This window comes from Thalassotalea sp. PP2-459 (genome assembly GCF_001913705.1).
Classification (GTDB): Bacteria; Pseudomonadota; Gammaproteobacteria; order Enterobacterales; family Alteromonadaceae; genus Thalassotalea_C; species Thalassotalea_C hakodatensis.
The window spans coordinates 14,795-40,466 of record NZ_MKQD01000053.1 but is presented as its reverse complement, the minus strand read 5'-3'; the positions used below and the strand labels follow the sequence as shown (position 1 = coordinate 40,466).

The 25,672-nt window shown below is 38.0% G+C and carries 26 protein-coding genes; 18 read left to right on the top strand and 8 right to left on the bottom strand.

Annotation, left to right across the window (positions count from 1 at the left end; all coding sequences use genetic code 11):
• Positions 1-40: 40 nt before the first annotated feature.
• On the bottom strand, positions 41-1,822 hold the full coding sequence (gene ggt, locus BI291_RS13250) for a gamma-glutamyltransferase (RefSeq protein WP_074499252.1): 1,782 nt from the start codon (positions 1,820-1,822) through the stop codon (positions 41-43).
• On the bottom strand, positions 1,819-2,415 hold the full coding sequence (locus BI291_RS13245; protein ID WP_074499251.1) for a tRNA-uridine aminocarboxypropyltransferase: 597 nt from the start codon (positions 2,413-2,415) through the stop codon (positions 1,819-1,821). The genes ggt and BI291_RS13245 overlap by 4 nt, the downstream gene beginning before the upstream one ends.
• Positions 2,416-2,534: 119 nt before the next feature.
• Between BI291_RS13245 and rrtA the strand changes: the two genes are divergently transcribed.
• On the top strand, positions 2,535-3,140 hold the full coding sequence (gene rrtA / locus BI291_RS13240) for a rhombosortase (protein ID WP_074499250.1): 606 nt from the start codon (positions 2,535-2,537) through the stop codon (positions 3,138-3,140).
• 29 nt (positions 3,141-3,169) lie between these two features.
• On the opposite strand, the gene BI291_RS13235 is transcribed toward rrtA, so the two are convergent.
• A complete protein-coding gene (locus BI291_RS13235) occupies positions 3,170-4,036 on the bottom strand; it encodes an OmpA family protein (RefSeq protein WP_074499249.1) in 867 nt (288 codons plus the stop codon).
• Between the two features lie 315 nt (positions 4,037-4,351).
• Here BI291_RS13235 and rnt point away from each other — a divergent pair, with 315 nt between their 5' ends.
• The gene (gene rnt, locus BI291_RS13230) at positions 4,352-5,050 is read left to right on the top strand and encodes a ribonuclease T (protein ID WP_074499248.1); all 699 of its coding nucleotides are present in this window, start codon (positions 4,352-4,354) and stop codon (positions 5,048-5,050) included.
• Here the strand turns inward: rnt and BI291_RS13225 are convergent.
• The 3 genes from BI291_RS13225 to BI291_RS13215 all read right to left on the bottom strand — a co-directional run bounded on the left by BI291_RS13225 (position 5,047) and on the right by BI291_RS13215 (position 6,799).
• Positions 5,047-5,424 carry a hypothetical protein gene (locus tag BI291_RS13225; RefSeq protein ID WP_074499247.1) on the bottom strand — a complete coding sequence of 126 codons (378 nt, stop codon included), beginning with the start codon at positions 5,422-5,424 and terminating at the stop codon, positions 5,047-5,049. The genes rnt and BI291_RS13225 overlap by 4 nt on opposite strands.
• Positions 5,425-5,760: 336 nt before the next feature.
• Complete coding sequence (locus tag BI291_RS13220; protein ID WP_074499246.1) at positions 5,761-6,366, bottom strand: peroxiredoxin; 606 nt, start codon at positions 6,364-6,366, stop codon at positions 5,761-5,763.
• 85 nt (positions 6,367-6,451) lie between these two features.
• Positions 6,452-6,799, bottom strand: a complete 348-nt coding sequence (locus BI291_RS13215) for a Grx4 family monothiol glutaredoxin (protein ID WP_074499245.1) — start codon at positions 6,797-6,799, stop codon at positions 6,452-6,454.
• 260 nt (positions 6,800-7,059) lie between these two features.
• Here BI291_RS13215 and BI291_RS13210 point away from each other — a divergent pair, with 260 nt between their 5' ends.
• The 4 genes from BI291_RS13210 (at position 7,060) to BI291_RS13195 (ending at position 12,693) form a co-directional block, all read left to right on the top strand.
• Positions 7,060-7,641, top strand: a complete 582-nt coding sequence (locus tag BI291_RS13210) for a Fe-Mn family superoxide dismutase (RefSeq protein ID WP_074499244.1) — start codon at positions 7,060-7,062, stop codon at positions 7,639-7,641.
• Positions 7,642-7,915: 274 nt separating this feature from the next.
• Positions 7,916-9,850: a PrkA family serine protein kinase gene (locus tag BI291_RS13205; protein ID WP_074499243.1), complete on the top strand. Its 1,935-nt coding sequence runs from the start codon at positions 7,916-7,918 to the stop codon at positions 9,848-9,850.
• 25 nt (positions 9,851-9,875) lie between these two features.
• Entirely contained in the window at positions 9,876-11,153 is a 1,278-nt protein-coding gene (locus BI291_RS13200) for a YeaH/YhbH family protein (protein ID WP_074499242.1), read from the top strand.
• Positions 11,154-11,181: 28 nt separating this feature from the next.
• Positions 11,182-12,693 (top strand): SpoVR family protein, encoded by a 1,512-nt coding sequence (locus tag BI291_RS13195; RefSeq protein WP_074499241.1) that lies wholly within the window; start codon positions 11,182-11,184, stop codon positions 12,691-12,693.
• A 44-nt stretch (positions 12,694-12,737) separates the two neighbouring features.
• Here BI291_RS13195 and fadR read toward each other — a convergent pair whose 3' ends face one another.
• The gene (gene fadR / locus BI291_RS13190; protein ID WP_074499240.1) at positions 12,738-13,448 is read right to left on the bottom strand and encodes a fatty acid metabolism transcriptional regulator FadR; all 711 of its coding nucleotides are present in this window, start codon (positions 13,446-13,448) and stop codon (positions 12,738-12,740) included.
• Between the two features lie 517 nt (positions 13,449-13,965).
• Here fadR and BI291_RS13185 point away from each other — a divergent pair.
• The 11 genes from BI291_RS13185 (at position 13,966) to dsbB (ending at position 23,813) form a co-directional block, all read left to right on the top strand.
• Positions 13,966-14,442 carry a Na+/H+ antiporter subunit E gene (locus BI291_RS13185; protein WP_074499239.1) on the top strand — a complete coding sequence of 159 codons (477 nt, stop codon included), beginning with the start codon at positions 13,966-13,968 and terminating at the stop codon, positions 14,440-14,442.
• Positions 14,439-14,705 carry a monovalent cation/H+ antiporter complex subunit F gene (locus BI291_RS13180; protein WP_074499238.1) on the top strand — a complete coding sequence of 89 codons (267 nt, stop codon included), beginning with the start codon at positions 14,439-14,441 and terminating at the stop codon, positions 14,703-14,705. Before BI291_RS13185 ends, BI291_RS13180 begins: the two co-directional genes overlap by 4 nt.
• A 23-nt stretch (positions 14,706-14,728) precedes the next feature.
• Complete coding sequence (gene mnhG, locus BI291_RS13175; protein WP_074499237.1) at positions 14,729-15,055, top strand: monovalent cation/H(+) antiporter subunit G; 327 nt, start codon at positions 14,729-14,731, stop codon at positions 15,053-15,055.
• Positions 15,055-16,035 (top strand): DUF4040 domain-containing protein, encoded by a 981-nt coding sequence (locus BI291_RS13170; RefSeq protein WP_074499236.1) that lies wholly within the window; start codon positions 15,055-15,057, stop codon positions 16,033-16,035. The genes mnhG and BI291_RS13170 overlap by 1 nt, the downstream gene beginning before the upstream one ends.
• Positions 16,032-16,388 carry a cation:proton antiporter subunit C gene (locus tag BI291_RS13165; protein WP_074499235.1) on the top strand — a complete coding sequence of 119 codons (357 nt, stop codon included), beginning with the start codon at positions 16,032-16,034 and terminating at the stop codon, positions 16,386-16,388. The genes BI291_RS13170 and BI291_RS13165 overlap by 4 nt, the downstream gene beginning before the upstream one ends.
• The gene (locus tag BI291_RS13160; protein WP_074499234.1) at positions 16,388-17,893 is read left to right on the top strand and encodes a monovalent cation/H+ antiporter subunit D family protein; all 1,506 of its coding nucleotides are present in this window, start codon (positions 16,388-16,390) and stop codon (positions 17,891-17,893) included. The genes BI291_RS13165 and BI291_RS13160 overlap by 1 nt, the downstream gene beginning before the upstream one ends.
• Positions 17,890-19,398, top strand: coding sequence for a monovalent cation/H+ antiporter subunit D family protein (locus BI291_RS13155; protein ID WP_074499233.1), 1,509 nt, complete (start codon positions 17,890-17,892; stop codon positions 19,396-19,398). The genes BI291_RS13160 and BI291_RS13155 overlap by 4 nt, the downstream gene beginning before the upstream one ends.
• A gap of 1 nt (position 19,399) precedes the next feature.
• Positions 19,400-19,657, top strand: coding sequence for a hypothetical protein (locus tag BI291_RS13150; RefSeq protein WP_074499232.1), 258 nt, complete (start codon positions 19,400-19,402; stop codon positions 19,655-19,657).
• Positions 19,650-21,371 (top strand): Na(+)/H(+) antiporter subunit D, encoded by a 1,722-nt coding sequence (locus tag BI291_RS13145; RefSeq protein WP_074499231.1) that lies wholly within the window; start codon positions 19,650-19,652, stop codon positions 21,369-21,371. Before BI291_RS13150 ends, BI291_RS13145 begins: the two co-directional genes overlap by 8 nt.
• A gap of 224 nt (positions 21,372-21,595) precedes the next feature.
• A complete protein-coding gene (nhaB, locus tag BI291_RS13140; RefSeq protein ID WP_074499230.1) occupies positions 21,596-23,185 on the top strand; it encodes a sodium/proton antiporter NhaB in 1,590 nt (529 codons plus the stop codon).
• Between the two features lie 109 nt (positions 23,186-23,294).
• Positions 23,295-23,813 (top strand): disulfide bond formation protein DsbB, encoded by a 519-nt coding sequence (gene dsbB / locus BI291_RS13135; RefSeq protein WP_074499229.1) that lies wholly within the window; start codon positions 23,295-23,297, stop codon positions 23,811-23,813.
• A 53-nt stretch (positions 23,814-23,866) separates the two neighbouring features.
• Here the strand turns inward: dsbB and BI291_RS13130 are convergent, their stop codons facing one another.
• On the bottom strand, positions 23,867-24,508 hold the full coding sequence (locus BI291_RS13130) for a LiaF domain-containing protein (RefSeq protein ID WP_074499228.1): 642 nt from the start codon (positions 24,506-24,508) through the stop codon (positions 23,867-23,869).
• A gap of 374 nt (positions 24,509-24,882) precedes the next feature.
• Here BI291_RS13130 and map point away from each other — a divergent pair, with 374 nt between their 5' ends.
• Entirely contained in the window at positions 24,883-25,671 is a 789-nt protein-coding gene (gene map, locus BI291_RS13125; RefSeq protein ID WP_074499227.1) for a type I methionyl aminopeptidase, read from the top strand.
• The last annotated feature ends 1 nt before the right edge of the window (position 25,672 follow it).

Genomic DNA, 25,672 nt, shown 5'->3' with positions numbered 1-25,672 from the left:
AGCATGGAAGTAGCTAAAAGCCTGAGAATACTCGGGCTTTTTATTTCCCCATTACTGTCCCTTCACGTCTTGGGTCAGCTCCCCCCACTAAACTAGACTTTTTTACTTCAATAGCGTGAATACCACTATTTAAGTCACGAATGGCAATCTCGTGCCCTTTCGCTTTTAGTTCTGTTGCTAAATCCACTATGGACGTTCCCTTTTCTAAGGTGGTAATACGATTGCGGTTAGTCACCTTAGGCATATTAATCGCCTGTTGCGGATCAAGCCCCCAATCTAATACCCCCATAATAGTTTGAGCAACATAGTTAATAATTCTGCTGCCTCCTGGCGATCCAACCACCAGTGTCAGATCATCTCCATTAAACACCATGGTTGGTGCCATAGAACTTCTTGGTCGTTTATTTGCCTCTAAACGGTTAGCAACCAACTTACCATCAACCGTAGGTGCCAATGAAAAATCTGTTAGCTGATTATTTAATATAAAACCTTCTGTCATCACTGCAGAGCCGAATGCCATTTCAATACTCGTCGTCATAGAGATAGCATTACCGTCAGCGTCAACAATCGAAATATGGCTCGTTGAAGGTAACTCTATCGATACGTTATCAGCTAATGCTGTTAATGATTCAACTTCACCTGCTGTTGCTTTACCCATATCTTGATGAATATTAATGAGTTTACTTCGTTGATTAAGGTATTGTTCACTCACTAACGTACTTGTAGGCACGTTAACAAAATCATCATCTGCAATGTATCTTGCTCTATCAGCAAAAGCTAAACGCGAACTTTGTGTAAATAAATGGACTGTTTGCGCATCTTCAAAAGCTAATTTTGCTATGTCAAAAGGTTCAAGTTGTTTAAGAATTTGCAATACCGCAACACCACCTGAACTAGGAGGCGCCATACCGCATATACGGTAATCACGATAGCTACCACATACTGGTGGCACTTCTTTCGCTTGATAGCTTGCTAAATCTTCAATAGACAGCTTGCCAGGAGCTACCGGTGAAGATTGCACAGCCTTGACGATACTCTTTGCAATCCAGCCTTGATAAAAAGGACTGATACCTTCTTCTGATAAACTACGATACACCTTAGCTAACTTTTTATTTTTCAGTGTATCGCCCGCTTTTACTGCATGACCATTAGGGAAAAAGTATTCCCTAATTTCATCAAGTTCAGTGATGCCTGGGTTGTATTGCATTTCAACTAATTTTTGTAAACGAGGTGAAACGATAAAACCCTCTTCGGCAAGCGTTATCACATCAGTAAAAAGGTGCTTCCAAGGAAGCTTACCATATTTATCATGCGCTTTTTTTAGCGCCGCCAACACTCCAGGAACGCCGACAGAACGCCCACCAACTACTGCTTTAATCCATGGAACAGCTTTATTTTTTTTATCTAAGAAAATATCAGGCGTTGCTGCTTTTGGTGCAACTTCTCGCCCATCAAACGTTGTTAAATGTTGATGCTTTTTGTCCCAATGAAGAATAAAGGCGCCTCCCCCAATACCTGATGATTGAGGCTCCACTAAGGTCAACGCTAATTGCACAGCGATAGCGGCATCAATAGCGCTACCTCCTTGATCTAAAATATTATAACCAATTTTCGTCGCATAAGGGTTTGCGGCAGCAACCATAAACTGCTTTTTAATTACAGCCTGCTTAACCGTGATCCCAGTCGCTGCTTCAGGCTCCCTATCTTCTTGAACATGATATGGGGTATTACTAGCCCAGCTTTGCATAGGTTGAAAAACGAATAAACTCGCAATTAATGCACTTGTAACGGAGTACGACTTAAACAAAAGTAATTTCCTCATAAAGTAGAAGGTCTAAAGGCTAATAGTTGTTGGTTAAACGCTTTAAAGCTATTTAATAATTCTTGGTATTTTATATCATTGTCTTCTAATTCTGACAATGTATGACAAGCAGCCTCTAAAGTAGATAAGCCACCTTTTTTAGTGGTTGATCTAGCATCATATAGGCTAGATATATTATCAGGTAAGCGAATATGCGGTAACGAGTGAAGTTCAGGGTTACACATATACATTCGATAGGCCTTCTTCCATGTACCATCTAATAAAATTATTCTTTCAATTGCACCTTGTTGATGATTTTTGTTACTCAGCTGACTAATTAATGCAGATTTATCACTAGGATATAACAAAACCGTGTTATGATTTTTTTGCAAAAATAATTTTTGGTAATCGGCATTACCCTTAAAAGACTCTCCTTGCAATACATGGCAATTTTGCAAAGAGCCCTTTAACAACGTAACACTACCTTTGCTTTGCTTAACCTCACTTGGGTGTTGTAAAATAACAATTTCAATATCATTGATAATTGAAACAAATAAACGGCAAATACAACTGGTTTTAGGTCGCTGACAACTTTGGCATATTGCTCTAGGCATAAATAAAATCTTGAATTATGTGATTGATAAACAGAAACTAGCAGGCTGAAAATGCAAAGAAACCCTATGGTATGCCACTACATTATTAACACGAGACAGCCAACTTAAAAAGCCATTATATGCCTATGCTATTACCTTTCCCACTACGCCGTACAGATCTTTATCCAATAGCGCTTTTTCTCATTTGTATTTTAGCATTTTTCCTAAATGAACAATATTATCAACTCTTTGAATTTGACAGATCTTCTCTTGAGCAAGGACAGTTATGGCGACTGCTTACCAGTCACATGTTACATACAAACCACCTCCATTTACTACTTAATTTGGCAGCCTTAGCGTTATTATTTTTACTACATCGCCGTTATTATTATCGCTATGAATTTCCTTTACTTATGTTTATTGCAGCCATTATTGTTAGTGTCGGTGTTTATTACAGTTCACCAGAGTTACAAAGATACGTAGGTATGTCAGGGGTACTACACGCATTATTTATTTGGGGTGCTATTCAAGACATAAAGCAAAAAGATCACACCGGCTACCTTCTTCTTGCTGGCGTGCTCATTAAGGTTGGTTATGAACAATTATTCGGCGCTAGCGAGCAACTCGCCAATATGATTGATGCGAATGTTGCGATAGATGCACATTTATGGGGAATAATTGCAGGAATTATTTACGTGATAAGCACTGATTTTTTCTTCGTAACAAAAAAGAATAAAGCCTTGTAAATAAAAGACTTTATTCTTGAAAATTACATTTAAGGTTTGTCCATTCTGATCACAACGCGGCGGTTTTTTGCTCGACCTAAAACCGTTTGGTTAGAGGCTATGTGGCGCTTTTCACCATAACCCTTCGCTTCAATTCGGCTAGGTTCAATACCATTTTCAATAAAATATTGGCGTATTTTATTCGCACGTTTCTCAGACGTTTTTAAGTTTGTATTTCTACCGCCGTAACTATCAGTAAAGCCATCAATTAACACAATATCTAACTCTTGATCTAACGATAAATACTCTCTGATCATGTTAATTTTTCTTTTCGACGCTTTAGTAAATTTATCGCTACCAAATTCAAAATTTAACACCGTATATGAAATATCATCAAAACTATAGTTTAATAAGTTACCAACACACGAAACAAATTTTTGATATGCCTTGTGGAAACGTGAAGTTGATAACCCTACTGACACTTTATCGTGATCGTTGTACCAATCATTATAATAGAAGGTCGGTGACATGCCTTTTTCTAATTCAGAAAGTAATGTCCACGCAACTTTTTTAGGGAGATCAGGAGAAAACTGTTTATGAAGCTTCATGTTCGCGAGCGTTCTACCGGCATTACCTGGTCGCCAATTAGGCGCAACTGAACGTACTTCCGCTAATGAATAGTTATCGGGTAAACCAAGCATATCTAACTCAAAGAGCATATTTGAATTTCGATTTGCTTTCGCAGAAAATGTGGCTTCACCATAATTGGGAATACTGTGCGATAACGTACATTGTAGCCTTGATTCATCGACCAAGTGCCACTTAGAACTTGCTATATCTGCTTGATATTGTCGAATACCAGCACTAGCTTGGCTTACAAACAAGGCGATTGAGGCAGCAATAAGTATTTTTTTCATAATCACTATTCAATTTTTTGGCTTAAAACTTATATCGGCACGGTTCAAAATTACTTTAAAAATTATTTAACAACAACACGAGTGAACATAGCAAGGAATCCCATATCTTGTTCACATGTCTAAATAGGTCATTAATCTGATAAAATTAATTGAAAGTTCACACAACCAAAGGCTAGAAAACAATCAACGTCATAATGAGTTTACCGCAAGTGATGTAAAACTGCGAATTGATAACGATTTATTCTCCATCGAGTTAGTTTTCACTAAAAATTTCTGCGATAATAGCCACAAAGCACGTCCAAAGATAAAAAATTAATGCTCGATAACAGTAGTAACCAGCAATCAAACATTGAAACGCCAACAACGTATAAATTTTCAGAGCGTTTTAGAGGGTATTTTCCCGTTGTTGTTGATGTAGAAACCGCAGGTTTTAATGCGCAAACAGATGCATTATTAGAGATAGCAGCTACTACGCTATCTTTTAATGAAGAAACCGGCATGTTATCACTCGATGAAACCATACACTTTAATGTTGAGCCTTTTGAAGGAGCAAACCTTGAACCTGCAGCATTAGAGTTTACCGGAATAGACCCAACTAATCCGCTAAGGGCTGCCGTTTTAGAAAGCGAAGCATTAAAAGAAACATTTAAATTTATTCGTAAAAAAATGAAAGCTGCTGGCTGTAAACGTGCCATTATGGTCGCGCACAACGCTGCTTTTGACTTAGGCTTTGTTAATGCAGCTACTGAGCGCTGTTCAATAAAACGCACCCCTTTTCACCCTTTCGTCAGTTTTGATACCACAACATTATCAGGCTTGGCGCTTGGACAAACCGTTTTAGCAAAAGCGTGCGAAGCAGCGGGATTAGCCTTTGATAACAAAGAAGCGCATTCTGCGCTATATGACACTGAGAAAACTGCAGAACTTTATTGTTACATCGTAAATAAGTGGCAACAATTAGGTGGATGGCCATTACCCGCCTCCTCTGCAGTTGACCCCGTTAGCAACGATTAAAACAGCGATTGTTTACGTTGTCGATTATGACGCCGGCAAACTAGGTTTCTTACCGCCCAAACAATCAATGCAAACGCAGAAAATTGAAGCAAATCACTTGTTCCAATCATCAGTAAAAATACACCAATCGCAAGATAAACAAATGGTAAGTATTCATAGATAAGTTCAGGTAACCATCTCTTGTTTTGTTTACGGTACTGTTTATCTAAACGACGAAATGCCGACCTTTTGACCAAAACAATGCAAGCCGCCATATAAAAAATAAATGCTGAAAAAATGAATACATGGCTTGTTTCACCTAGTGTTAAAATTGCACCACTGATCAAAAAATAGAGGTAAGGAAGGTTTTCATAAATAGACTTTGGTAACTGCATATTTTTCCTTAACGGTCGGTGCTATCTTATATCATAGATGCATTTGTCTATTTTGTTTAATCCCCGTTACATAAAAAGTCGCAGTAATCACTATTGGCAAACTTAATATTTTAATGTCTCTTCACCCATTAACCTATATTAACCTCAGGTTTGCATAAGAAATAGTGTAATACTAATAAGTTCAATAGCCTAACAAATGTTGTTCTTTCTAACGAGGTACTTTTTTGCTGAATTCAAGGCATATTACTGTAGGAATAGCCCGCTATTGCAAAGCAACGTTTGAAAGGCACAAAAAACCGACGTTATACGTCGGTTTTTAAAAAGCATTAACTTAAATTATAAGTTATCAGCGTTATCCGTTAAGTAAGACGAAACACCTTCTGGTGAAGCAGTCATACCTTTATCACCTTTATTCCAACCTGCTGGGCATACTTCACCGTGCTCTTGGTGGAATTGTAAAGCATCGATCATACGTAACATTTCGTCAACGTTACGACCTAATGGTAAATCATTCACTACTTGATGACGTACATTGCCTTCTTCATCAATTAAGAATGAACCACGGAATGCAACACCAGCTTCTGGATGTTCAACATCATATGCTTGACAAATTTCGTGTTTAACATCAGCAACTAACGTGTATTGAACTGGACCAATACCACCTTCATTTACTGGGGTGTTACGCCATGCATTGTGTGAGAATTGTGAATCAATTGAAACACCAATGACCTCAACACCACGACTTTTGAATTCTTCAATACGACGATCGAATGCAATAAGCTCTGATGGACAAACAAATGTAAAGTCTAAAGGATAGAAAAATACAACAGCTTTTTTGCCTTTAATTGCTTCGGATAATGTGTAGCTATCTACAATTTCACCGCTACCTAATACTGCTGCTGCCGTAAAATCTGGCGCCGGACGACCCACTAATACACTCATTTTATTCTCCAATGTTATTTATGTATGTTTACTAATACCTCAATAGTATTGAGGCATCAGGAATAAATTCAACCTGTTCTGAAAATTATTTTTCTTCTGATTGTTCTTTTGCAGCTGCACGCTCTGCTGCTTCTTTTACTAGAGGCGCTAATTCACCTTGCTGATACATCTCAATAATAATATCGCAACCACCTACTAACTCACCTTCAACCCATAGTTGAGGGAATGTAGGCCAATCGGCATAAATAGGTAATTCACTGCGAATATCAGGATTTTGCAAAATATCAACATAAGCAAATTTTTCACCACAAGACATTAATGCTTGAGACGCTTGTGCCGAGAAACCACAGTTTGGTAACTTAGGTGAACCCTTCATGTATAGTAAAATGCTGTTTTCTGCGATTTGCTGTTTAATACGTTCTACTGTATCCATTTTATGCCTCTATCTATTTACGCGAACACAATACATAGTGGAGATTACATTGCCATTATTCAATGATGTAACTACTAATAATAAAAATATTTAAATAAAAGCGCTTAGCCTTGATAATTGGGCTAGCAATACCTATATATTTGAGTACACTATGCATAATTAAAAATACCTGAGTATTTTACTCGGATTATTTTAAATTCAAACCACTAATTTATTTTAGGGCAAAATAAATATTTCTAATCAATTCCTGGAGAGTATAAATGGCTATTGAGTTACCAGCATTACCTTACGCGATGGATGCACTTGCTCCACATATTTCACAAGAAACTTTAGAGTATCACTACGGTAAACATCACAATACCTACGTAGTAAAATTAAACGGCTTAATTGAAGGTACTGATTTCGAAGGTAAATCTTTAGAAGACATAGTTAAAGCTTCAGACGGTGGTGTTTTCAATAACGCAGCACAAATTTGGAATCATACTTTTTACTGGAACAGCTTAAGCCCTAACGGCGGCGGTGAGCCAACAGGCGCACTTGCAGAAGCAATTAATGCAAAGTTTGGTTCATTTGAAGCATTCAAAACCGCTTTTAACGAGAAAGCAGTGAATAACTTTGGTTCAAGCTGGACATGGTTAGTGAAAACAGCGGATGGCGGTGTTGATATTGTAAACACGTCTAACGCAGCTACGCCATTAACTGATGATAGTTTAACACCGTTAATGACAGTGGATTTATGGGAACATGCTTACTACATTGATTACCGTAATCTTCGCCCAAGCTATTTAGAAGGATTTTGGGCATTAATTAACTGGGAATTTGCTTCTGCAAATTTTGCTTAAGTAAAAAACTCTTGCTAAAAAACCAGCGCACTGCCGCTGGTTTTTTTATGTCTGACTGATGACGTTCTACCTCGTTATATTTCATGGTTATATATTTCTCTCGATAAATTCTATCATCTTAAAGAATCCGTACTAAGCTTAAAGTAGCGCTTTAAAAATTAAGACTTTTAATTGCCTTGGCAAGAATTGCTTAACTTAGTAAACGTACAGTAAAGCCCGTTAACTGAAAGCAGTCGCGCCACCGCATTCGAGTACATTTTTCGAGGAGACGGTTATGAGCATCTTTAAACATTATCAATCTCGATATGATGAACTTCAGGAAGAAACTTGTTCAGTGCAAGAGTTCCTGTCTTTATGTAGAGACAACAAAATGGCGTACGCAAGTGCAGCAGAGCGCCTATTATCAGCCATTGGTGAACCCGAAATGATCGACACTGCCAATGATCCCCGATTATCACGTATTTTCTCAAACCGCGTCATCTCTCGCTACCCTGCCTTTAAAGAGTTTTTCGGCATGGAAGAAGCAATAGAACAAATAGTTTCCTACCTTAAACATGCCTCTCAAGGGCTTGAAGAAAAGAAGCAAATACTCTATTTACTTGGTCCAGTAGGTGGGGGAAAGTCTTCGCTTGCTGAAAAATTAAAAGCCCTAATGCAGCAAGAGCCTATTTACGTGCTTAGCGCAAACGGACAACGTAGCCCAGTAAATGATCATCCTTTTTGTTTATTCGATAAAAATGCCGACGGTAAAATTTTACTCGAAGAGTATCAGATCCCAGAACGCTATTTAAATACCATTATGTCACCCTGGGTTGCCAAACGTTTACATGAATTTAAAGGCGACATCAGCAAATTCGACGTTGTAAAAGCCTACCCTTCTATCCTTGATCAACTTGCTATCGCAAAAACAGAGCCTGGCGATGATAACAATCAAGATATTTCTGCGCTGGTAGGTAAAGTTGACATCCGCCAATTAGAACATTTCGCCCAAAATGATCCAGATGCATACAGTTACTCAGGCGCCTTATGCAGAGCAAACCAAGGGTTAATGGAGTTTGTAGAAATGTTCAAAGCACCAATAAAAGTATTACATCCCTTACTAACTGCAACGCAAGAAGGCAACTACAATCCAACAGAAGGTTTGTCAGCCCTACCCTTTGATGGAATTTTATTAGCTCACTCTAACGAATCTGAATGGCAAACATTCCGAAATAATAAGAATAACGAAGCGTTTTTAGATCGCGTTTACATTGTTAAAGTACCCTACTGTATGCGTGTTTCTGAAGAAGTTAAAATTTATGAAAAGCTGCTAACCAATAGTGAATTATGTCACGCACAATGTGCGCCTGATACCTTAGAAACATTAGCGCAATTTAGTGTGTTATCACGATTAAAAGAACCAGAAAATTCAAGTATTTTTTCTAAAATGCGCGTTTATGACGGAGAAAGTCTTAAAGACACCGATCCTAAAGCAAAATCTTTTCAAGAGTACCGAGATTATGCAGGCGTAGATGAAGGTATGTCAGGGCTTTCAACAAGATTTGCCTTCAAAATATTATCACGTGTTTTTAATTTTGATCACGCAGAAGTTGCTGCCAACCCTGTCCATTTATTTTATGTACTCGAACAACAAATCGAACGAGAACAACTACCTAAAGAAACCAGTGAACGTTATGTAAACTTCCTAAAAGAATACCTAACGCCACAATACATTGAGTTTATTGGTAAAGAAATTCAAACCGCCTATTTAGAATCTTATTCAGAATACGGACAAAACATATTTGATCGCTACGTAACTTATGCAGATTTTTGGATACAAGATCAAGAATATCGCGATACGGAAACGGGGCAATTATTCGATAGAGAAGCATTAAACAATGAACTAGAGAAAATTGAAAAACCCGCGGGGATCAGCAATCCGAAAGATTTTCGCAATGAAATTGTTAACTTTGTTCTACGGGCTCGTGCAAATAACAAAGGTAAAAATCCTAATTGGACCAGTTATGAAAAACTGCGCACTGTGATAGAGAAGAAAATGTTTTCGAATACCGAAGACCTACTGCCAGTTATTTCATTCAATGCAAAAACCTCCAATGATGATCAGCAAAAACATGACGACTTTGTCAAACGTATGATGGCTAAAGGCTATACCAAAAAACAGGTAAGACTATTATCTGAGTGGTATTTACGTGTAAGAAAAGCGTCATAACAAGCGTTTGGCAGGAGCAGTAATCATGGCAAACTTTATTGACCGACGGTTAAATGGTAAAAATAAAAGTACGGTGAACCGACAACGCTTTATTAGGCGCTATAAGTCGCAAATTAAAAAATCGGTTGAGCGCGCTATAAATAATCGTGGTGTCACCGACACAGAAAGTGGTGAGAGCATTACCATACCGAAAAAAGATTTATCCGAGCCTGTTTTTCATCAAGGTAAAGGCGGCGTGCGTGATCGAGTACACCCAGGAAATGATCAATATAGTGCAGGCGATCGCATTAAACGTCCGCCACAACAAGGTGGCCAAGGCTCAGGTCAAGGTAAAGCAAGTAATAGTGGCGAAGGGGAAGACGATTTTGTCTTTTCAATTTCTAAAGACGAGTACTTAAATTTACTGTTTGAAGATCTGGAATTACCTAATCTAGAGAAAAACCAACTCAATAAATTAATTGATTACAAAACTGTTCGATCTGGTTACTGTGCTGAAGGTGTGCCAGCAAACATTGACATTGTAAAATCATTACAAGGCTCTGTGGCCCGCCGCATTGCGATGACATCCTCAAAAAGAAAACAATTAAAAGCCTTACAATTACAACTTGCTGATCTTGAAGCAGACACGTTTGATCACGTAGCAGAAATAAAGACGCTTAAAAAAGCAATAAACGCCCTCGAAAAGAAAATAGCAGCTGTACCTTTTATCGATACTTTCGACTTACGGTTTAGAAATTATGCTCGCCAACCAATGCCTACATCAAAAGCCGTGATGTTTTGTTTAATGGATGTTTCTGGCTCTATGGATCAAGCCACTAAAGATATTGCTAAACGTTTCTACATTTTACTGTATCTTTTTTTAACGCGTACCTATAGCACAATTGATGTGGTGTACATTCGCCATCACACCCAAGCAAAAGAAGTCGATGAACAAGAGTTTTTTTATTCACAAGAAACTGGCGGAACTATCGCATCAAGTGCTTTAGAGTTAATGATACAAGTCATCAATGACAGATATAACCCAACAGAATGGAATATATACGGGGCACAAGCATCTGACGGCGATAATTGGGCAGATGATTCACCCCATTGCTATCAATTAATGATGGATAAAATTATGCCCGCCTGTCGGTACTTTTCCTATATTGAAATTACCCAGCGCGCTCATCAAACACTATGGCAACAATATGAAAAAGTAGCGCAAACAAATACACATTTTGCTATGCAACATATCCAAACAGCAGATGATATTTACCCTGTATTTAGAGAGCTCTTTAAGAAAAACACGCAACAAGTAGCGTAGTACTCTGCCCTATTTGGAGGAAGCTGAAATGGTTAAAAAGAAGATGTTATCTGATGGCCCTGACTGGACCTTCGAACTATTAGATCAGTATCAAACAGAAATAGCTCGTGTTGCTAAACATTACAAATTAGACACCTACAAAAATCAAATAGAGGTAATCACCGCTGAGCAAATGATGGATGCTTACGCCAGTGTTGGCATGCCTATAGGTTACAACCATTGGACTTATGGGAAAAAATTTATTCAAACGGAGCAAAACTATAAACGAGGTCAAATGGGGCTCGCTTATGAAATTGTCATCAATTCAGATCCGTGTATTGCTTATCTAATGGAAGAGAATTCAATAACGATGCAAGCGTTAGTGATGGCGCATGCCTGTTATGGCCATAATAGTTTTTTTAAAGGAAATTACCTATTTAAGTCATGGACTGACGCCAGTTCAATAATTGATTACTTACTCTTTGCTAAAAACTACATAGCAAAATGCGAACATAAATATGGAATAGATGAGGTGGAATCTTGTTTAGATGCTTGCCATGCACTCATGAATCATGGCGTTGATCGATACAAACGCCCACAAAAAATTTCACTCGAAGAAGAATTTAAACGTCAAACCGCACGTGAACAATACTTACAGTCTCAAGTGAACACCTTATGGCGCACGTTACCTGCTGATAAACAAATAAAGACCAAACATGCAGATAACTTTCCAAAAGAACCACAAGAAAACATTTTATACTTCATTGAAAAAAATGCGCCATTATTAAAACCTTGGCAACGTGAAATAGTGCGAATAGTACGAAAAGTATCACAATACTTTTACCCTCAAAAACAAACACAAGTGATGAACGAGGGCTGGGCATGCTTTTGGCATTACACTATTTTGAACCACTTATACGATGAAGGGTTACTGAGCGATCAATTTATGATCGAGTTTCTACACAACCATACTAATGTTGTTGCACAGCCCGATTACAACAGCCCATATTATTCAGGCATAAATCCATACGCTCTTGGTTTTAATATGTTCATCGATATTAAACGGATTTGCGAAGCCCCCACCGAAGAAGATAAACAATGGTTCCCTGATATTGCCGGCAGCGACTGGTTAGAAACGCTGCACTTTGCAATGGAAAACTTCAAAGACGAGAGCTTTATTAGTCAATTTCTATCACCCAAACTAATGCGTGATTTTAAACTTTTCCATATTCACGATGATGAAAAAGAAAATTTTGTTGAAATTGCAGCGATACATAATGAGCCAGGCTATCAAGCATTAAGAACGTCACTTTCTAATCAATACAATTTAAGTAATATTGAGCCTAATATTCAAGTAACAAACGCAGATGTGAGTGGCGATAGATCATTAACCCTAAAATACACACCCCACAATGAAATTCCGCTAGCCGAATCGAGCGAAGAGGTCATGAAACATTTACATTACTTATGGCAATTTGACGTTAGGTTAGTTGAAGAACATAACGGCGAAGAAAAGGTTATCGCGCAATGTCCCGCATTAGAAAAAGAAAAAGCGAGCTAACGACACGTTGCTCGCCATTACTTTCTTCAATATTAACAATGCAATTAAGCAGAAAGCTCTTTTAATACGTCATCTTTAAGCTCAAGCCACAGTTTTCCTGATTCAACACCATACTTACGCACGGTTAAAACTGAATCATCAAATTTATTTTCTTTTGCTAATTCAATAAGTTTATCGTAATAAGCTCTCGAGATTTCTCTACCTTTTGGGTGAGCAAAATATAAACTACCAATACGAGAATATAAGCCTTTAAAGCCATTTAAAATCAATAAATATATCGGATTGCCTGATGCAACCACCAATTCTTTATTGAGTTGGTAATCAAATTCAGCGTACGCTTCACCAGTATCTTCAATATCTTTATACGCTTCAAGTAGTTCAATGGTTTTTTCAGGATTGTTTCTGATTGCACCACGAACATAGATGGCACTGATGTTTGTGCGAGCTGACATTAAATTATCAACTAAGTCAGGAACGCCCTCTTGATCTAATTGTGCAAGTGTTTCAAGCACATTTAAACTAGATGTATCCCAGAAATTATTCACTTTAGTTGGTTTACCGTGCTTAATGGTTAACCAGCCATCGCGAGCTAATCGCTGTAATACTTCTCTAAGTGTCGTTCTGGTTACTCCAATCAATTCAGAAAGCTCTCTTTCTGCAGGTAAAATTGATCCTGGAGGAAAGCCCCCATTCCAGATGGATTCGACTATATACTGCTCAGCAAACCCTGCCGGACTATGTGCTTTAATAACCATAAGGCTCCACGCAACGACGTTAATTAAAAGTGAACTGATTGTACCAGAAGAATATTTTGGCACAAGAAAATTAGTAACAGTAATAGTTAAGCAACAACGAAAATATAATTTAAAGATTAAAAATCAATGAATTAAAGATAATTCAGGTAAGCAGCAATCATAAATATTTAAACAGTTTTCTAATAATAATAATGAATCTATTTTACAAACGATACTATTAGACATAAACTGAAAACTCGTATAATTTACAATAACTAATATAAACATTATAACGAGAACCTTCGACGAAATAGCGTTAACCTATACAACATAAATTACTGCTAACAGATAATACGTATCGACGTTTGCCGATAAAGCCGTCGAACGGGTGTAACTAACCCTTTAACAGATTATCTATCAAAGTAGCATGTTTAATATAAAAAGCCTGTGCTTTTACGTTGTAATGTAAGTTAACGAATTGAATATAAAAATTATTAGAAGTCCGTTAGGTTTTAGTGATAACAAAAAGGTCACGATTATGCATCTGTTGAAATGGGCAATATTACTTTTCGGTTTCTGGCTTCTGCTCTCTGGGTATTATCAACCATTACTGCTCACCTTTGGTTTAATATCAGTTGCTATTGTTATTGTTGTGATTAAACGCATGGATAACGTTGACCAACAAGAAAAGTCAGTAAGTACCGGGTATAGGGTTTTGCGTTACTTCTTATGGTTAATTAGCGAAATCATCCGCTCGAGTTTACAAGTAACTAAGCTTGTTTGGGGCCCCTCTAAAAGTGTATCGCCATCATTATCAAAAATAAATGTCAGCAAAATACCGCATAATTCTCGTGTTTTATACGTCAACTCTATTACCTTAACACCAGGAACACTGAGTGTAGATTTAGAAGGTGATGAATTAACAGTCCACGCGCTTCAAAAAAAATCTATTGATAGACTTAAGAAAGGTGATATGGAAAATAAATTAAAAATTATTTGGGGAGAAAACGAATGACACCCGTTCTTGCCGCTGTATGTATTACAATTCTAGTGGTCATGGCATTAGCTTTAGCACGAGCATTTAAAGCTGAAACCGTTTATGACCGAATCCTCGGTGTTAATATGTTTGGCACTAAAACTGTTTTGTTTATTGCTGTTGTTGGTTATCTCATGGGGCGACCTGATTTTTTAGATATTGCCATCGTTTATGCACTCATTAATTTTATTGGTATGGTAGCTGTACTTCGTTTTTTCGAATATACAGCACCGATCGACTAATCATCACCTATAAGGGTTAATTTATGTTATTACTCGACATTATCAGTGGTGTATTACTTATCTTTGGTGCTTTTTTCGGGCTAAGCGGTGCCGTTGGTCTTTTTAAGTTCCCTGATTTTTTTACGCGCGTTCATGCCGCCAGTGTTACCGATTCGATTGCAGCAATATTGGTACTTGGTGGTCTTATATTACAAACCAATTTAGATCTGAATACTGCTAAGTTATTATTTATTTTGATTTTTCTATTAATCACGAGTCCGACGGCATCTCATGTTCTAGCAAAGTCAGCCCGACATGGTGGCTTACTTTCTATGCCAGAAAAAGAACAACAAAAGGAGAATGAGCCTTAATGGAACTATTAATCGATTTAGTCTTACTCGCAATGCTAGCATTAACCGCATTGCGCATTATTTTTCTTAAAGATTTATTCGCAGTTGTAATGCTATTTAGTATCTACAGCTTTCTTTCTGCGTTAATTTTTATCAACCTTGATGCTGTTGATGTTGCTTTTACTGAAGCTGCCGTAGGTGCCGGTATATCAACCGTATTGATGTTAGGCACAATCGCTATAACCGGGCGTACAGAAACACCTCCTGCCAAATCAAAGCTTTTACCGTTACTCATAGTGGTCGTTACAGGCGCTGCCCTCATATACGGTACGCTCGACATGCCTCCTTTTGGTCATGCCGAAAACCCTGTTCATGAACACGTTGCGCCAAGGTACATTGAAGAGTCTCCAAAAGAAATTGGTTTGCCTAATATGGTGACTTCAGTGTTAGCAAGCTATCGAGGGTTCGATACGCTAGGAGAAACCGTGGTTGTATTTTCTGCAATGATTGGCGTGTTGTCGCTGTTAAGGCTTAGAAAACGTGACGCAGATAAAAATCCTGAATCTGGCATTAAAGCGCATAGAGTATTACAAGTGATCGCTAAAATTGTTATTCCTATGATTATTTTGTTTGCGCTTTATGTGCAGTTTCATGGTGATTTTGGTCCAGGTGGAGGATTCCAAGCAGGTGTAATTGCTGCTGCTGCATTCATTCTTTATGCATTGGTCTTTGGTTTATCAAATGTCTTTAAAGTGGTTGGTCCTACGTTTTTACGAATCCTCGCCGTGTTTGGCGTACTTCTGTACGCTGGAGTTGGCGTATACAGTATGGCAATGGGAGGCAACTTTCTTGATTACAATTATTTAGCTGAAAATCCGTTATCCGGTCAACATTACGGCATTATTCTAATAGAGCTTGGAGTGGGCATAACAGTCTTCGCCGTTATGCTCAGTATTTTTTATGCCTTTGACAGCCAAATTGAGAGGGCGAATATTCAATGAGTTTTATTGCAGATTACTACAATTACTGGATCGTCGTATTCTTGATGATGACAGGGTTTTATATTGTTATTTCAGCGAGCAACCTAATAAAAAAAGTTGTTGGTTTAAACATCTTTCAAACCTCGGTTTTTATGCTTTATATATCAATGGGTAAAGTTAAAGGAGGCACGGCACCTATCTTAACCGAAGGGGCTACTCAATATTCTAACCCATTACCGCATGTACTGATTTTAACCGCTATTGTTGTTGGTGTTGCTACTACAGCCGTTGCTTTGTCTCTAATTGTACGTATTAAAGAAGAATACGGTACGGTTGAAGAAAATGAATTTGAAAACAAGGATGATGCTATCTGATGATTGAACAACACTTAGCCGCTCTACCTATTATACTGCCTCTTATTGCAGCACCTATTGCGCTTATTTTAGGGCGTTCAATGCTTACTTGGGCGTTCGCAACGTTAGTCAGTGCTTTATCTTGTATCGCGTCATGGCAACTGTTAATGACAACGCTTTCTGATGGCGCATTAAGTTATGCGCTGGGTGGTTGGCCACCTCCTTGGGGAATTGAACTTAACGTTGATGTCACGAATGCTTTTGTTTTATTAGCCGTCAGTGCAATGTCAACCTTGGTATTAATCTATTCAAAAGACAGTATTGAAAAAGAAATCAATGCCTCTAATCATTCACTTTATTATACAGCGCATTTACTCTGTTTAACGGGTTTATCTGGTATATTAATTACCGGTGATGCCTTTAACTTATTCGTCTTTTTAGAAATATCTTCGTTAGCTACTTATACATTAGTGAGTCTAGCGTCTGATCGCCGTTGTTTAACAGCAACCTTTCGTTATTTAGTCATGGGTACTATAGGAGCTACCTTTATTCTCATTGGGGTTGGCATGCTCTATATGAAAACGGGTACGCTGAACATGGCTGATCTCTCAACGAAAATGGCAGCCTTTGAAAGCAATCGTACATTAAATACCGGCCTCGCTTTCATTATGGTAGGTGTAAGTTTAAAGCTCGCACTTTTCCCACTACATATGTGGCTACCTGCTGCTTATACCCATGCGCCATCGTCAGTAACCGCATTCCTTGCAAGTACTGCCACCAAAGTTGCCGTTTACGTGATGATACGCTTCATATTCTCGGTGTTTGGTGCATCACATGTATTCGAAACAATGAGCATGGAAATCATACTGATGATTTTAGCCATTGTTGCTATTTTTAAATGCTCATATATGGCAACTGTGCAAAGTAATGTAAAAACCCTACTTGCCTACAGTAGTGTTGCTCAAATAGGGTATATGGTACTGGGTATTAGTTTAGTGAGTGTCCCTGGCCTAATGTCAGGGTTAATTCATATTTTCAACCATGCATTAATGAAAGGCGCATTATTTATGGCGGTAGGTGCGGTGTTCTATCGTATGGGTTCAGTTAACATAGAAGCCTTTAAAGGTTTAGGTAAGAAAATGCCACTTACTATGGCTGCTTTTACTATTGCTGGGTTAAGCATTATTGGTGTGCCCCTAACCGCTGGTTTTGTCAGCAAGTGGTATTTAGTGACTGCAGCATTAGAACAGGATTTATGGATAGTGGCAGCGCTAGTGTTATTGGGCTCTTTATTAGCCGTCGTTTATATCGGCCGCGTATTAGAAGCTGCATACTTTCAGGAACCGCCGGAATCTCAAGATGCTAATAACATTAAAGAAGTGCCATGGTTAATGCTTATGCCGATGTGGATACTTGTTTTAGCAAACATTTATTTTGGTATTAACACCAGCTTAACGGTTGAAGCTGCAACAAGTGCATCGCAATGGCTGTTTCAAGGATATAACCCAGCGGGGGTAGCATTATGAACCTCTGGCAAAATATAGACCCATCACTCCTGATTAGTTTATCAATATTAGTCCCTTTTATTGGGTCTCTACTTGTAATTGCAGTAGGTAAATTCCCTAATTTAAGAGAAACAATAACGTTAGTAACGGCGGCGATACTCTTTACGATAGTACTCGCCATTACCGATTACACATTTCAAGGTGTCGTATTACAGCAACACGTCATTGATTTGTTTCCGGGGTTAGCGCTCAGCTTCACCGTAGAACCTCTTGGGGTACTATTTGCGCTAGTAGCCAGTTTCCTTTGGATCGTCACCAGCATTTATGCCATCGGTTATATGCGTGGCCACAACGAAAAGAATCAAACACGATTTTTTTATTGTTTTGCCTTAGCGATTAGCTCCGTAATGGCTATCTGTTTTTCTGGAAACTTGTTAACTCTCTTTATTTTCTATGAAGTGTTAACATTATCAACTTATCCATTGGTAACACATGCTGGCAATGATGCAGCCAAACGAGGCGGACGTGTTTATTTAGGTATTTTGTTAAGTACATCAATCTTATTTTTACTTTTTGCCGTTATGGGTACCTATGCTTTAACAGGTAATTTAACCTTCCAAGCCGGTGGAGTTTTTGATAACTCGCATAGCAAAATGATAATGGCTATTTTATTAGTATTATTTTGCTACGGTATTGGTAAAGCAGCAATTATGCCGTTTCATCGCTGGTTACCTGCAGCAATGGTGGCACCTACGCCTGTCAGTGCATTGTTGCATGCTGTTGCGGTAGTAAAAGCTGGGGTTTTCAGCATCTTAAAAATCGTCATTTATATCTTTGGTTTAGATACCCTTAAAGAGTTAGCGACCACTGATATAATGCTCTATATTGGCGCCGCTACTATTTTACTTTCTTCATGTATCGCCATGACTAAAGACAACTTAAAAGCTAGGTTAGCCTACTCTACAGTTAGTCAACTAAGCTATATTGTTGTTGGTGCCCTATTAGCATCCTCTATAGCGAGTGCAGGTGCTGCACTCCATATTGCAACCCATGCGGTTGGTAAAATTACACTATTCTTCTGTGCTGGCGCCATTATGGTTGCTAGTCACAAGAAAAACATCTCAGAAATGGTTGGTTTGGGTAAGAAAATGCCGATAACCATGGCCGCGTTTGCTATAGGTGCTATTAGCATTATAGGCCTACCGCCAATGGCTGGTACTTGGAGTAAATGGTATTTAACCATTGGTGCCCTAGAAACTGATAAATTATTAATTGTAGCTACATTAATGATAAGCTCATTACTGAATATAGCGTATTTATTACCTATACCAATCAAAGCATTTTTTAATAAAGATAGTACTGATAACCAACCTTGGAGTTGGCAACAAACACAAGAAGCACCTTTACCAATGTTAATCGCTATTTCGGTAACATCTATAGGTTGTATTGTATTATTTTTCTATCCTCAGCCCTTGATTGATTTAATCAATCTTATTCCGGGCGTTGCTACTAATGGAGAAGGTTAAAATGGCTGAGCAAAACCATGAACAAAGTGGCTTCTTCGATAAGCCTGAAAATATTCGTAAAATGTTAAGAGTTTTTTATGTTATTTGCGCTTTACTCGTAATTGTAGACCTTATCGTTAACCGCCATATTTACCATGATTGGGAAAATATACCTGCATTTTATGCTATTTATGGTTTTGTTGGCTGTGTCGTTTTGGTATTAATCGCCACGGAAATGAGAAAGTTTTTAATGCGTAAGGAAGATTATTACGATGAGTAACTTAATTCTGCTTCCGCCCTTTTTACCGCTATTATTCGGGGCGTTAGCCGCTTTGTTTTTGCGTGGTTGGTTACGAAACACAGTCATGTTAATCGTCCCCATTATTGGCGCATTAAATATTTATGGTCTTGATACTGGTGTATTTTGGTCTTTAGAGTTCATGGGCTATACCTTAGAACCGGTAAAGGTCGATAAGCTCAGTTTAATGTTTGGTTATCTTTTTCATATTGCTTCGTTTATCGCTATTATTTACGCGATACATGTTAAAGATACCGTTCAACATGTTGCAGCCTTAGCCTATGCAGCAAGTGCTGTTGGTGCTGTGTTTGCCGGTGACTTATTAACTCTTTTTGTCTTTTGGGAATTACTCGCACTTACCTCTGTATTTTTAATTTGGGCCAGAAGAACGGATAAAGCTTATTCTTCAGGTCTACGGTATTTAATTATTCAAGTGCTATCAGGGGTTCTGTTGCTTGCTGGGTTACTTATCTACGCACAAGTCAATAATAGTTTATTATTTACTGAGATTGGTTTGGAACATCAAGGCATTGCACAAATCGGCGCTTGGTTAATCTTTTTAGCCTTCGGTATTAAATGTGCTTTTCCTTTTGTTCACAATTGGTTAACTGATGCCTACCCTGAAGCTACGCCTACAGGAACAATATTTCTAGCTTCTTTTACGACCAAAGTAGCAGTCTATGCTTTTGCTCGTGGCTACCCTGGCACTGAATTACTTGTTTGGATTGGTGTCACTATGGCATGTTTTCCAATTTTCTTTGCTGTTATAGAAAATGATCTAAGGCGCGTACTTGCGTACAGTTTAATTAACCAAATCGGCTTTATGATAGTCGGTATAGGTATTGGTACAGCGGTCGCGTTAAACGGTGCTGTTGCACATGCTTTCAATGACGTTATCTTTAAAGGTTTGTTAATGATGACGATGGGGGCTGTGTTACATATGACAGGGAAAATAAATGGCTCCGAATTAGGAGGCTTATACAAAAGCATGCCTAAAACGACCATTCTCTGTATTGTCGGCGCTGCATCTATTTCAGCCTTCCCGCTCTTTAGTGGCTTTGTCTCTAAATCGATGATTATGAGTGCGGCAGTTGCTGAAGGCTACGATGTCGTTTGGCTATTATTATTGTTTGCTGCAGCAGGTGTATTCCATCATGCAGGGATCAAAATTCCTTACTTCGCATTCTTTGCTCATGATTCTGGCATCAGAACCACAGAGCCACCTCGTAATATGCTAATTGCCATGACTTTAGCAGCCGTAGCTTGTGTGGTTATTGGTTCATTCCCTGCACAAACGGTTTATGCATTGCTGCCATGGGAAGCAAACTACCAACCGTATGACTTAACGCATGTATTAACGCAATTACAATTGTTATTCTTCTCTGCACTTGCTTTCGTATGGCTTAACCAACGAAACATGTATCCACCTGAGTTGCCCTCTACAAACTTAGATGCGGATTGGTTTTATCGTAAATTGGCACCGAATGTAATAAAACGAGTTGCCAGTGCTGTCTATCACAGCTATCAACGTGCTGAACTTGCTGTGGTAATGTCAATTAAGCATATAGTACAGCGTTCATACGATGCAGATAAAAATGAACCTAGAGGCTACTTTGCTCGATTTTGGCTTACTGATACGATGGTAGTTTGGGTGGCAATATTACTTGTTGCCTATTTATTGTTGTATTACATCTAGCCTATTAACGAGATTTAATACCAGTTCATTTAATAAAGCTCCTACCTATTAGGAGCTTTATTTTTTTATCTAATAGTATCGTTCTTCTCTCGATAAAAGATTAAAGATTGGCACTTGCCCACGAATAGAATTAGTTTAGATGAAAATAGTCTTTGCAACCATTATATGACCCTGATATAAATCTGCCGATTTTTTAGCTAACCTAGAAAAAAGGCTCTTCCGAGATGAACCAATCAGCCATTAGTGCGTTTTACCAAAACTTTTTAGGGAACTCCCCTAGATGGTATAAGCAAGCCATTATTGCTTGTCTTATTATCAACCCAATATTATTCCAAATTAGTCCATACCTTGCTGGTTGGGCACTAGTTCTTGAATTTATCTTCACACTTGCTATGGCGCTAAAGTGTTATCCACTACAACCGGGTGGTCTACTAGCTATTGAAGCCGTTGTTATTGGCATGACAAGTCCTGAGCAAGTCATGCATGAAATTCAAGCGAACATTGAAGTATTACTGTTATTAATTTTTATGGTAGCAGGCATTTATTTCATGAAAAATTTATTGCTATTTCTCTTCGCTAAAATTGTTACCAAAATTCGTTCTAAAACAATCGTTTCCTTATTGTTTTGCGTAAGTAGTGCTTTCTTGTCAGCATTCTTAGATGCTTTAACCGTGATTGCCGTTATTATTGCAGTAGCAGTTGGTTTTTACGCGGTTTATCACAAAGTAGCTTCTGGGAAAGATAACCACCAACATGATCATGATCATACTTGTGATCAAGGTGTTCAAGAGCCCTCACGTCTTGATTTAGACAATTTTCGCGCATATTTACGAAATTTAATGATGCACGCAGGTGTTGGTACAGCTCTTGGCGGCGTCTGCACCATTGTTGGTGAACCACAAAACTTAATTATTGGTCAACAAGCAGGATGGGATTTCATTGAATTTTTCATTCGAATGTCTCCGGTAACAATTCCTGTTTTTATCTCAGGTATCATTACCTGCATTTTGCTTGAAAAGCTAAAGTGGTTTGGTTATGGATCAACGTTACCTGAAAGTGTACGTAATATCTTAATCGATTATGAAAAAACTCAGTCTAAAAAACGCACCAAGAAAGATAAAGTAAAATTAATCATGCAGGGAGTTGTCGGTATATGGCTAATTGTTGGTTTAGCCTTGCACCTTGCTGCTGTGGGTTTAATTGGATTAACCGTGATTATTTTTGCCACTTCTTTTACCGGGATCACTGAAGAACATCAAATTGGCCATGCTTTTGAAGAAGCACTCCCCTTCACCGCCCTTTTAGCCGTATTTTTTGCCATTGTCGCTGTTATTATAGATCAACAGCTCTTTACACCGGTTATCACTTGGGTATTAACGTTCGAAGGTAATATGCAATTAGTGATGTTCTATTTAGCAAATGGCTTTTTATCCATGGTCAGTGATAACGTTTTTGTTGGAACTGTTTACATTACTGAAGTACAAAAAGCGCTATCAGCTGGTGTGATTACGCGTGATCAATTTGATTTATTAGCGGTGGCAATTAATACCGGTACAAACTTACCTAGTGTTGCGACCCCTAATGGACAAGCAGCTTTTTTATTCTTACTTACTTCTGCAATAGCGCCACTTATTAGGTTGTCTTACGGCCGTATGGTAATCATGGCATTTCCATACACAATTGTGCTGACCATTGTTGGTTTATTAGCCATATCAAGTGGTTTATTAGAAGGAAAAACTCAAGAATTTTATGATGCAGGCTTAATATCACATCATGTTGCAGATGACAGTAAAGCAACTTCAAACGCACATTAACCGTGAAAGGCGCCGAAAGGCGCTTTTTTATTAACTATTTACAATTTGCTTGATGACAATAAATTCGCTTAAAGGTAATCTAGCGATCAAAAAACAATAAGGAATACCTGTGAATTTTTTAAGTAACTTAACAACAAATAAAAACGCTTGGTTATTACTGTTCATTAGTGCGTTATCACTAGAGCTTGCCGCTTTGTATTTTCAATACATGATGGAGTTGAAGCCTTGTGTGATGTGTATCTATCAACGTGCTGCTATGTGGGCCATTGTGTTTGCTGGTATCGTTGGTTATTTCACTTGCTCTTCTGTTTTTGGACGTTTGATTGCTTATGGTTTATGGGCAACTGGTGCTATTTGGGGCCTATTAATCGCTAACGAACATGTTGATATGCAAAATGCTTCAATGGCGTTTTTATACGGTTGTGAGTTAGTACCCAACTTTCCACAATGGGCGCCGTTACACGAATGGCTACCTGCACTTTTTAAAGCTGATGGTAGTTGTAGTGATATTGATTGGCAATTCTTAGGTTACAGTATGCCACAATGGATGGTGGTCATTTACAGCGTTTATACGGCTCTATTTGCTGCGGTTCTTCTAAGCAGACTTAAACAAACCAAAATGTTTTAATTTACCAACCCCAAAGGTCATGTTGATGGTCTTTGGGGTTGATTATCATCAGGTTAATTGAACATATTTTTCATACTGTCAGCAAAAGCTACAAACTTTTCTTTAATGGTACGTTTCAATTTAATATCAACACCACCAAACACAACAAACCCTTCAATGATAATTGTTGGTGCGTTTTTGTTACCAAATGAAGGGGCTTTATTCGAAACACCACCAAAAACACAAAAGGCTTTTGAAACAACGTTTACATTTTCGGGAACATAAACATTTTCACCACCGAATAAACAAAACACTTTTAACGTTGTACGCTGTTGTGAAAATACTGCTTCACTAAAATCAATGTTGCTTCCACCAAAAACACTGATGGTTCTTAATTCCTTGGCAACTGACCAGCACCCACTACGATCACTACCACCAAAGATATTCACCATGTAATCAACTTCTTCACCCTCATGAGGGGCAAATTGTGGCTCAAAATCGCGTTGCTTGTTTTCAACATAGTCTTTATCTACTTCTAGATCTAAGTCTTCAGCTAGCGCTGCGATTTCAACATTGTTTTGGCTATTCATTGCGATATCTAGCCGTCTTTCAAAAGCTTCAAATGATAGTTTTCCATGACTGTAATTCATCACGAGTTGGTCAATCACTTCATCACGAACTGCTTCTGTTGGTCTATCTTCAATTTTCACCGGCATAAGAACGTCCTATTTCATTGTAATATTATGATTCAAGCAAATTACACACCAACAGAATATAACTATTTAAAACAATAATCTAGGCAAGTTAATTAAGAATTTAAATAGTCAATTTCACGTTTATTCGTTAAATTAACAACATTATCGCTTAATTAGCCACTGCTAAGATTCCAGCCGTTAATAAGTATTAGCGTTTTTAATAACAAATAAATCAGATAAACGAACACGCTCAATTACAATTGTCCCTTATTCTATAGTCAAACTTTTAAAAAAAAGTGAATAATGGGTTACTCAATGTAGGAATGTGAAAATATTCCATGTAAAATCTGAACGATTATTACGTGACCCATAATTTGGCATATATTGAGACTTTAATGACCATTAATATTAAAAGCCTAGAAGAAATAGAAAAAATGCGTATTGCTGGCAAGCTAGCATCAGACGTTTTAACAATGATTGAGCCGCATGTAAAAGCAGGTATTACTACTGACGAGTTAAATACTATTTGTGCACAATACACAGAGCAAGAGCAACAGGCTATTTCAGCCCCGCTGAATTACCATGGTTTTCCTAAATCAATTTGCACCTCAGTTAACCATGTTGTATGTCATGGTATTCCTAATGATGTGCCACTAGAGGATGGCGATATTATCAATATCGATATAACCGTGATAAAAGATGGCTTTCATGGTGATACCAGCAAAATGTTTTTAGTCGGTGATGTTTCACCGGAAGATAATCGATTGTGCCGTATTACCCAAGAAGCACTCTATGTTGGTTTGAAAAAAGTAAAACCAGGTAACACTTTTGGTGAAATTGGTAGTGCTATACAAAAATTTATTAAGAAATCAGGCCGCTATTCGATTGTGAAAGAATATTGTGGCCATGGTATTGGTACTGAGTTTCATGAAGAACCTCAAATTGTGCATTATAAAAATAATGACAAAACCAAAATGCAAGAAGGTATGTGTTTTACGGTTGAACCGATGATTAACCTTGGACGTGCAAACACGGTATTAGATAAACAAGACAACTGGACGGTATATACAATAGACGGCAAAAAGTCTGCACAATGGGAACATACCATTGTAGTGACTAAAACCGGTTGTGAAATTCTTACTTTGCGAAAAGAAGAGTCTATTCCGAGAGTATTACATAACTAAT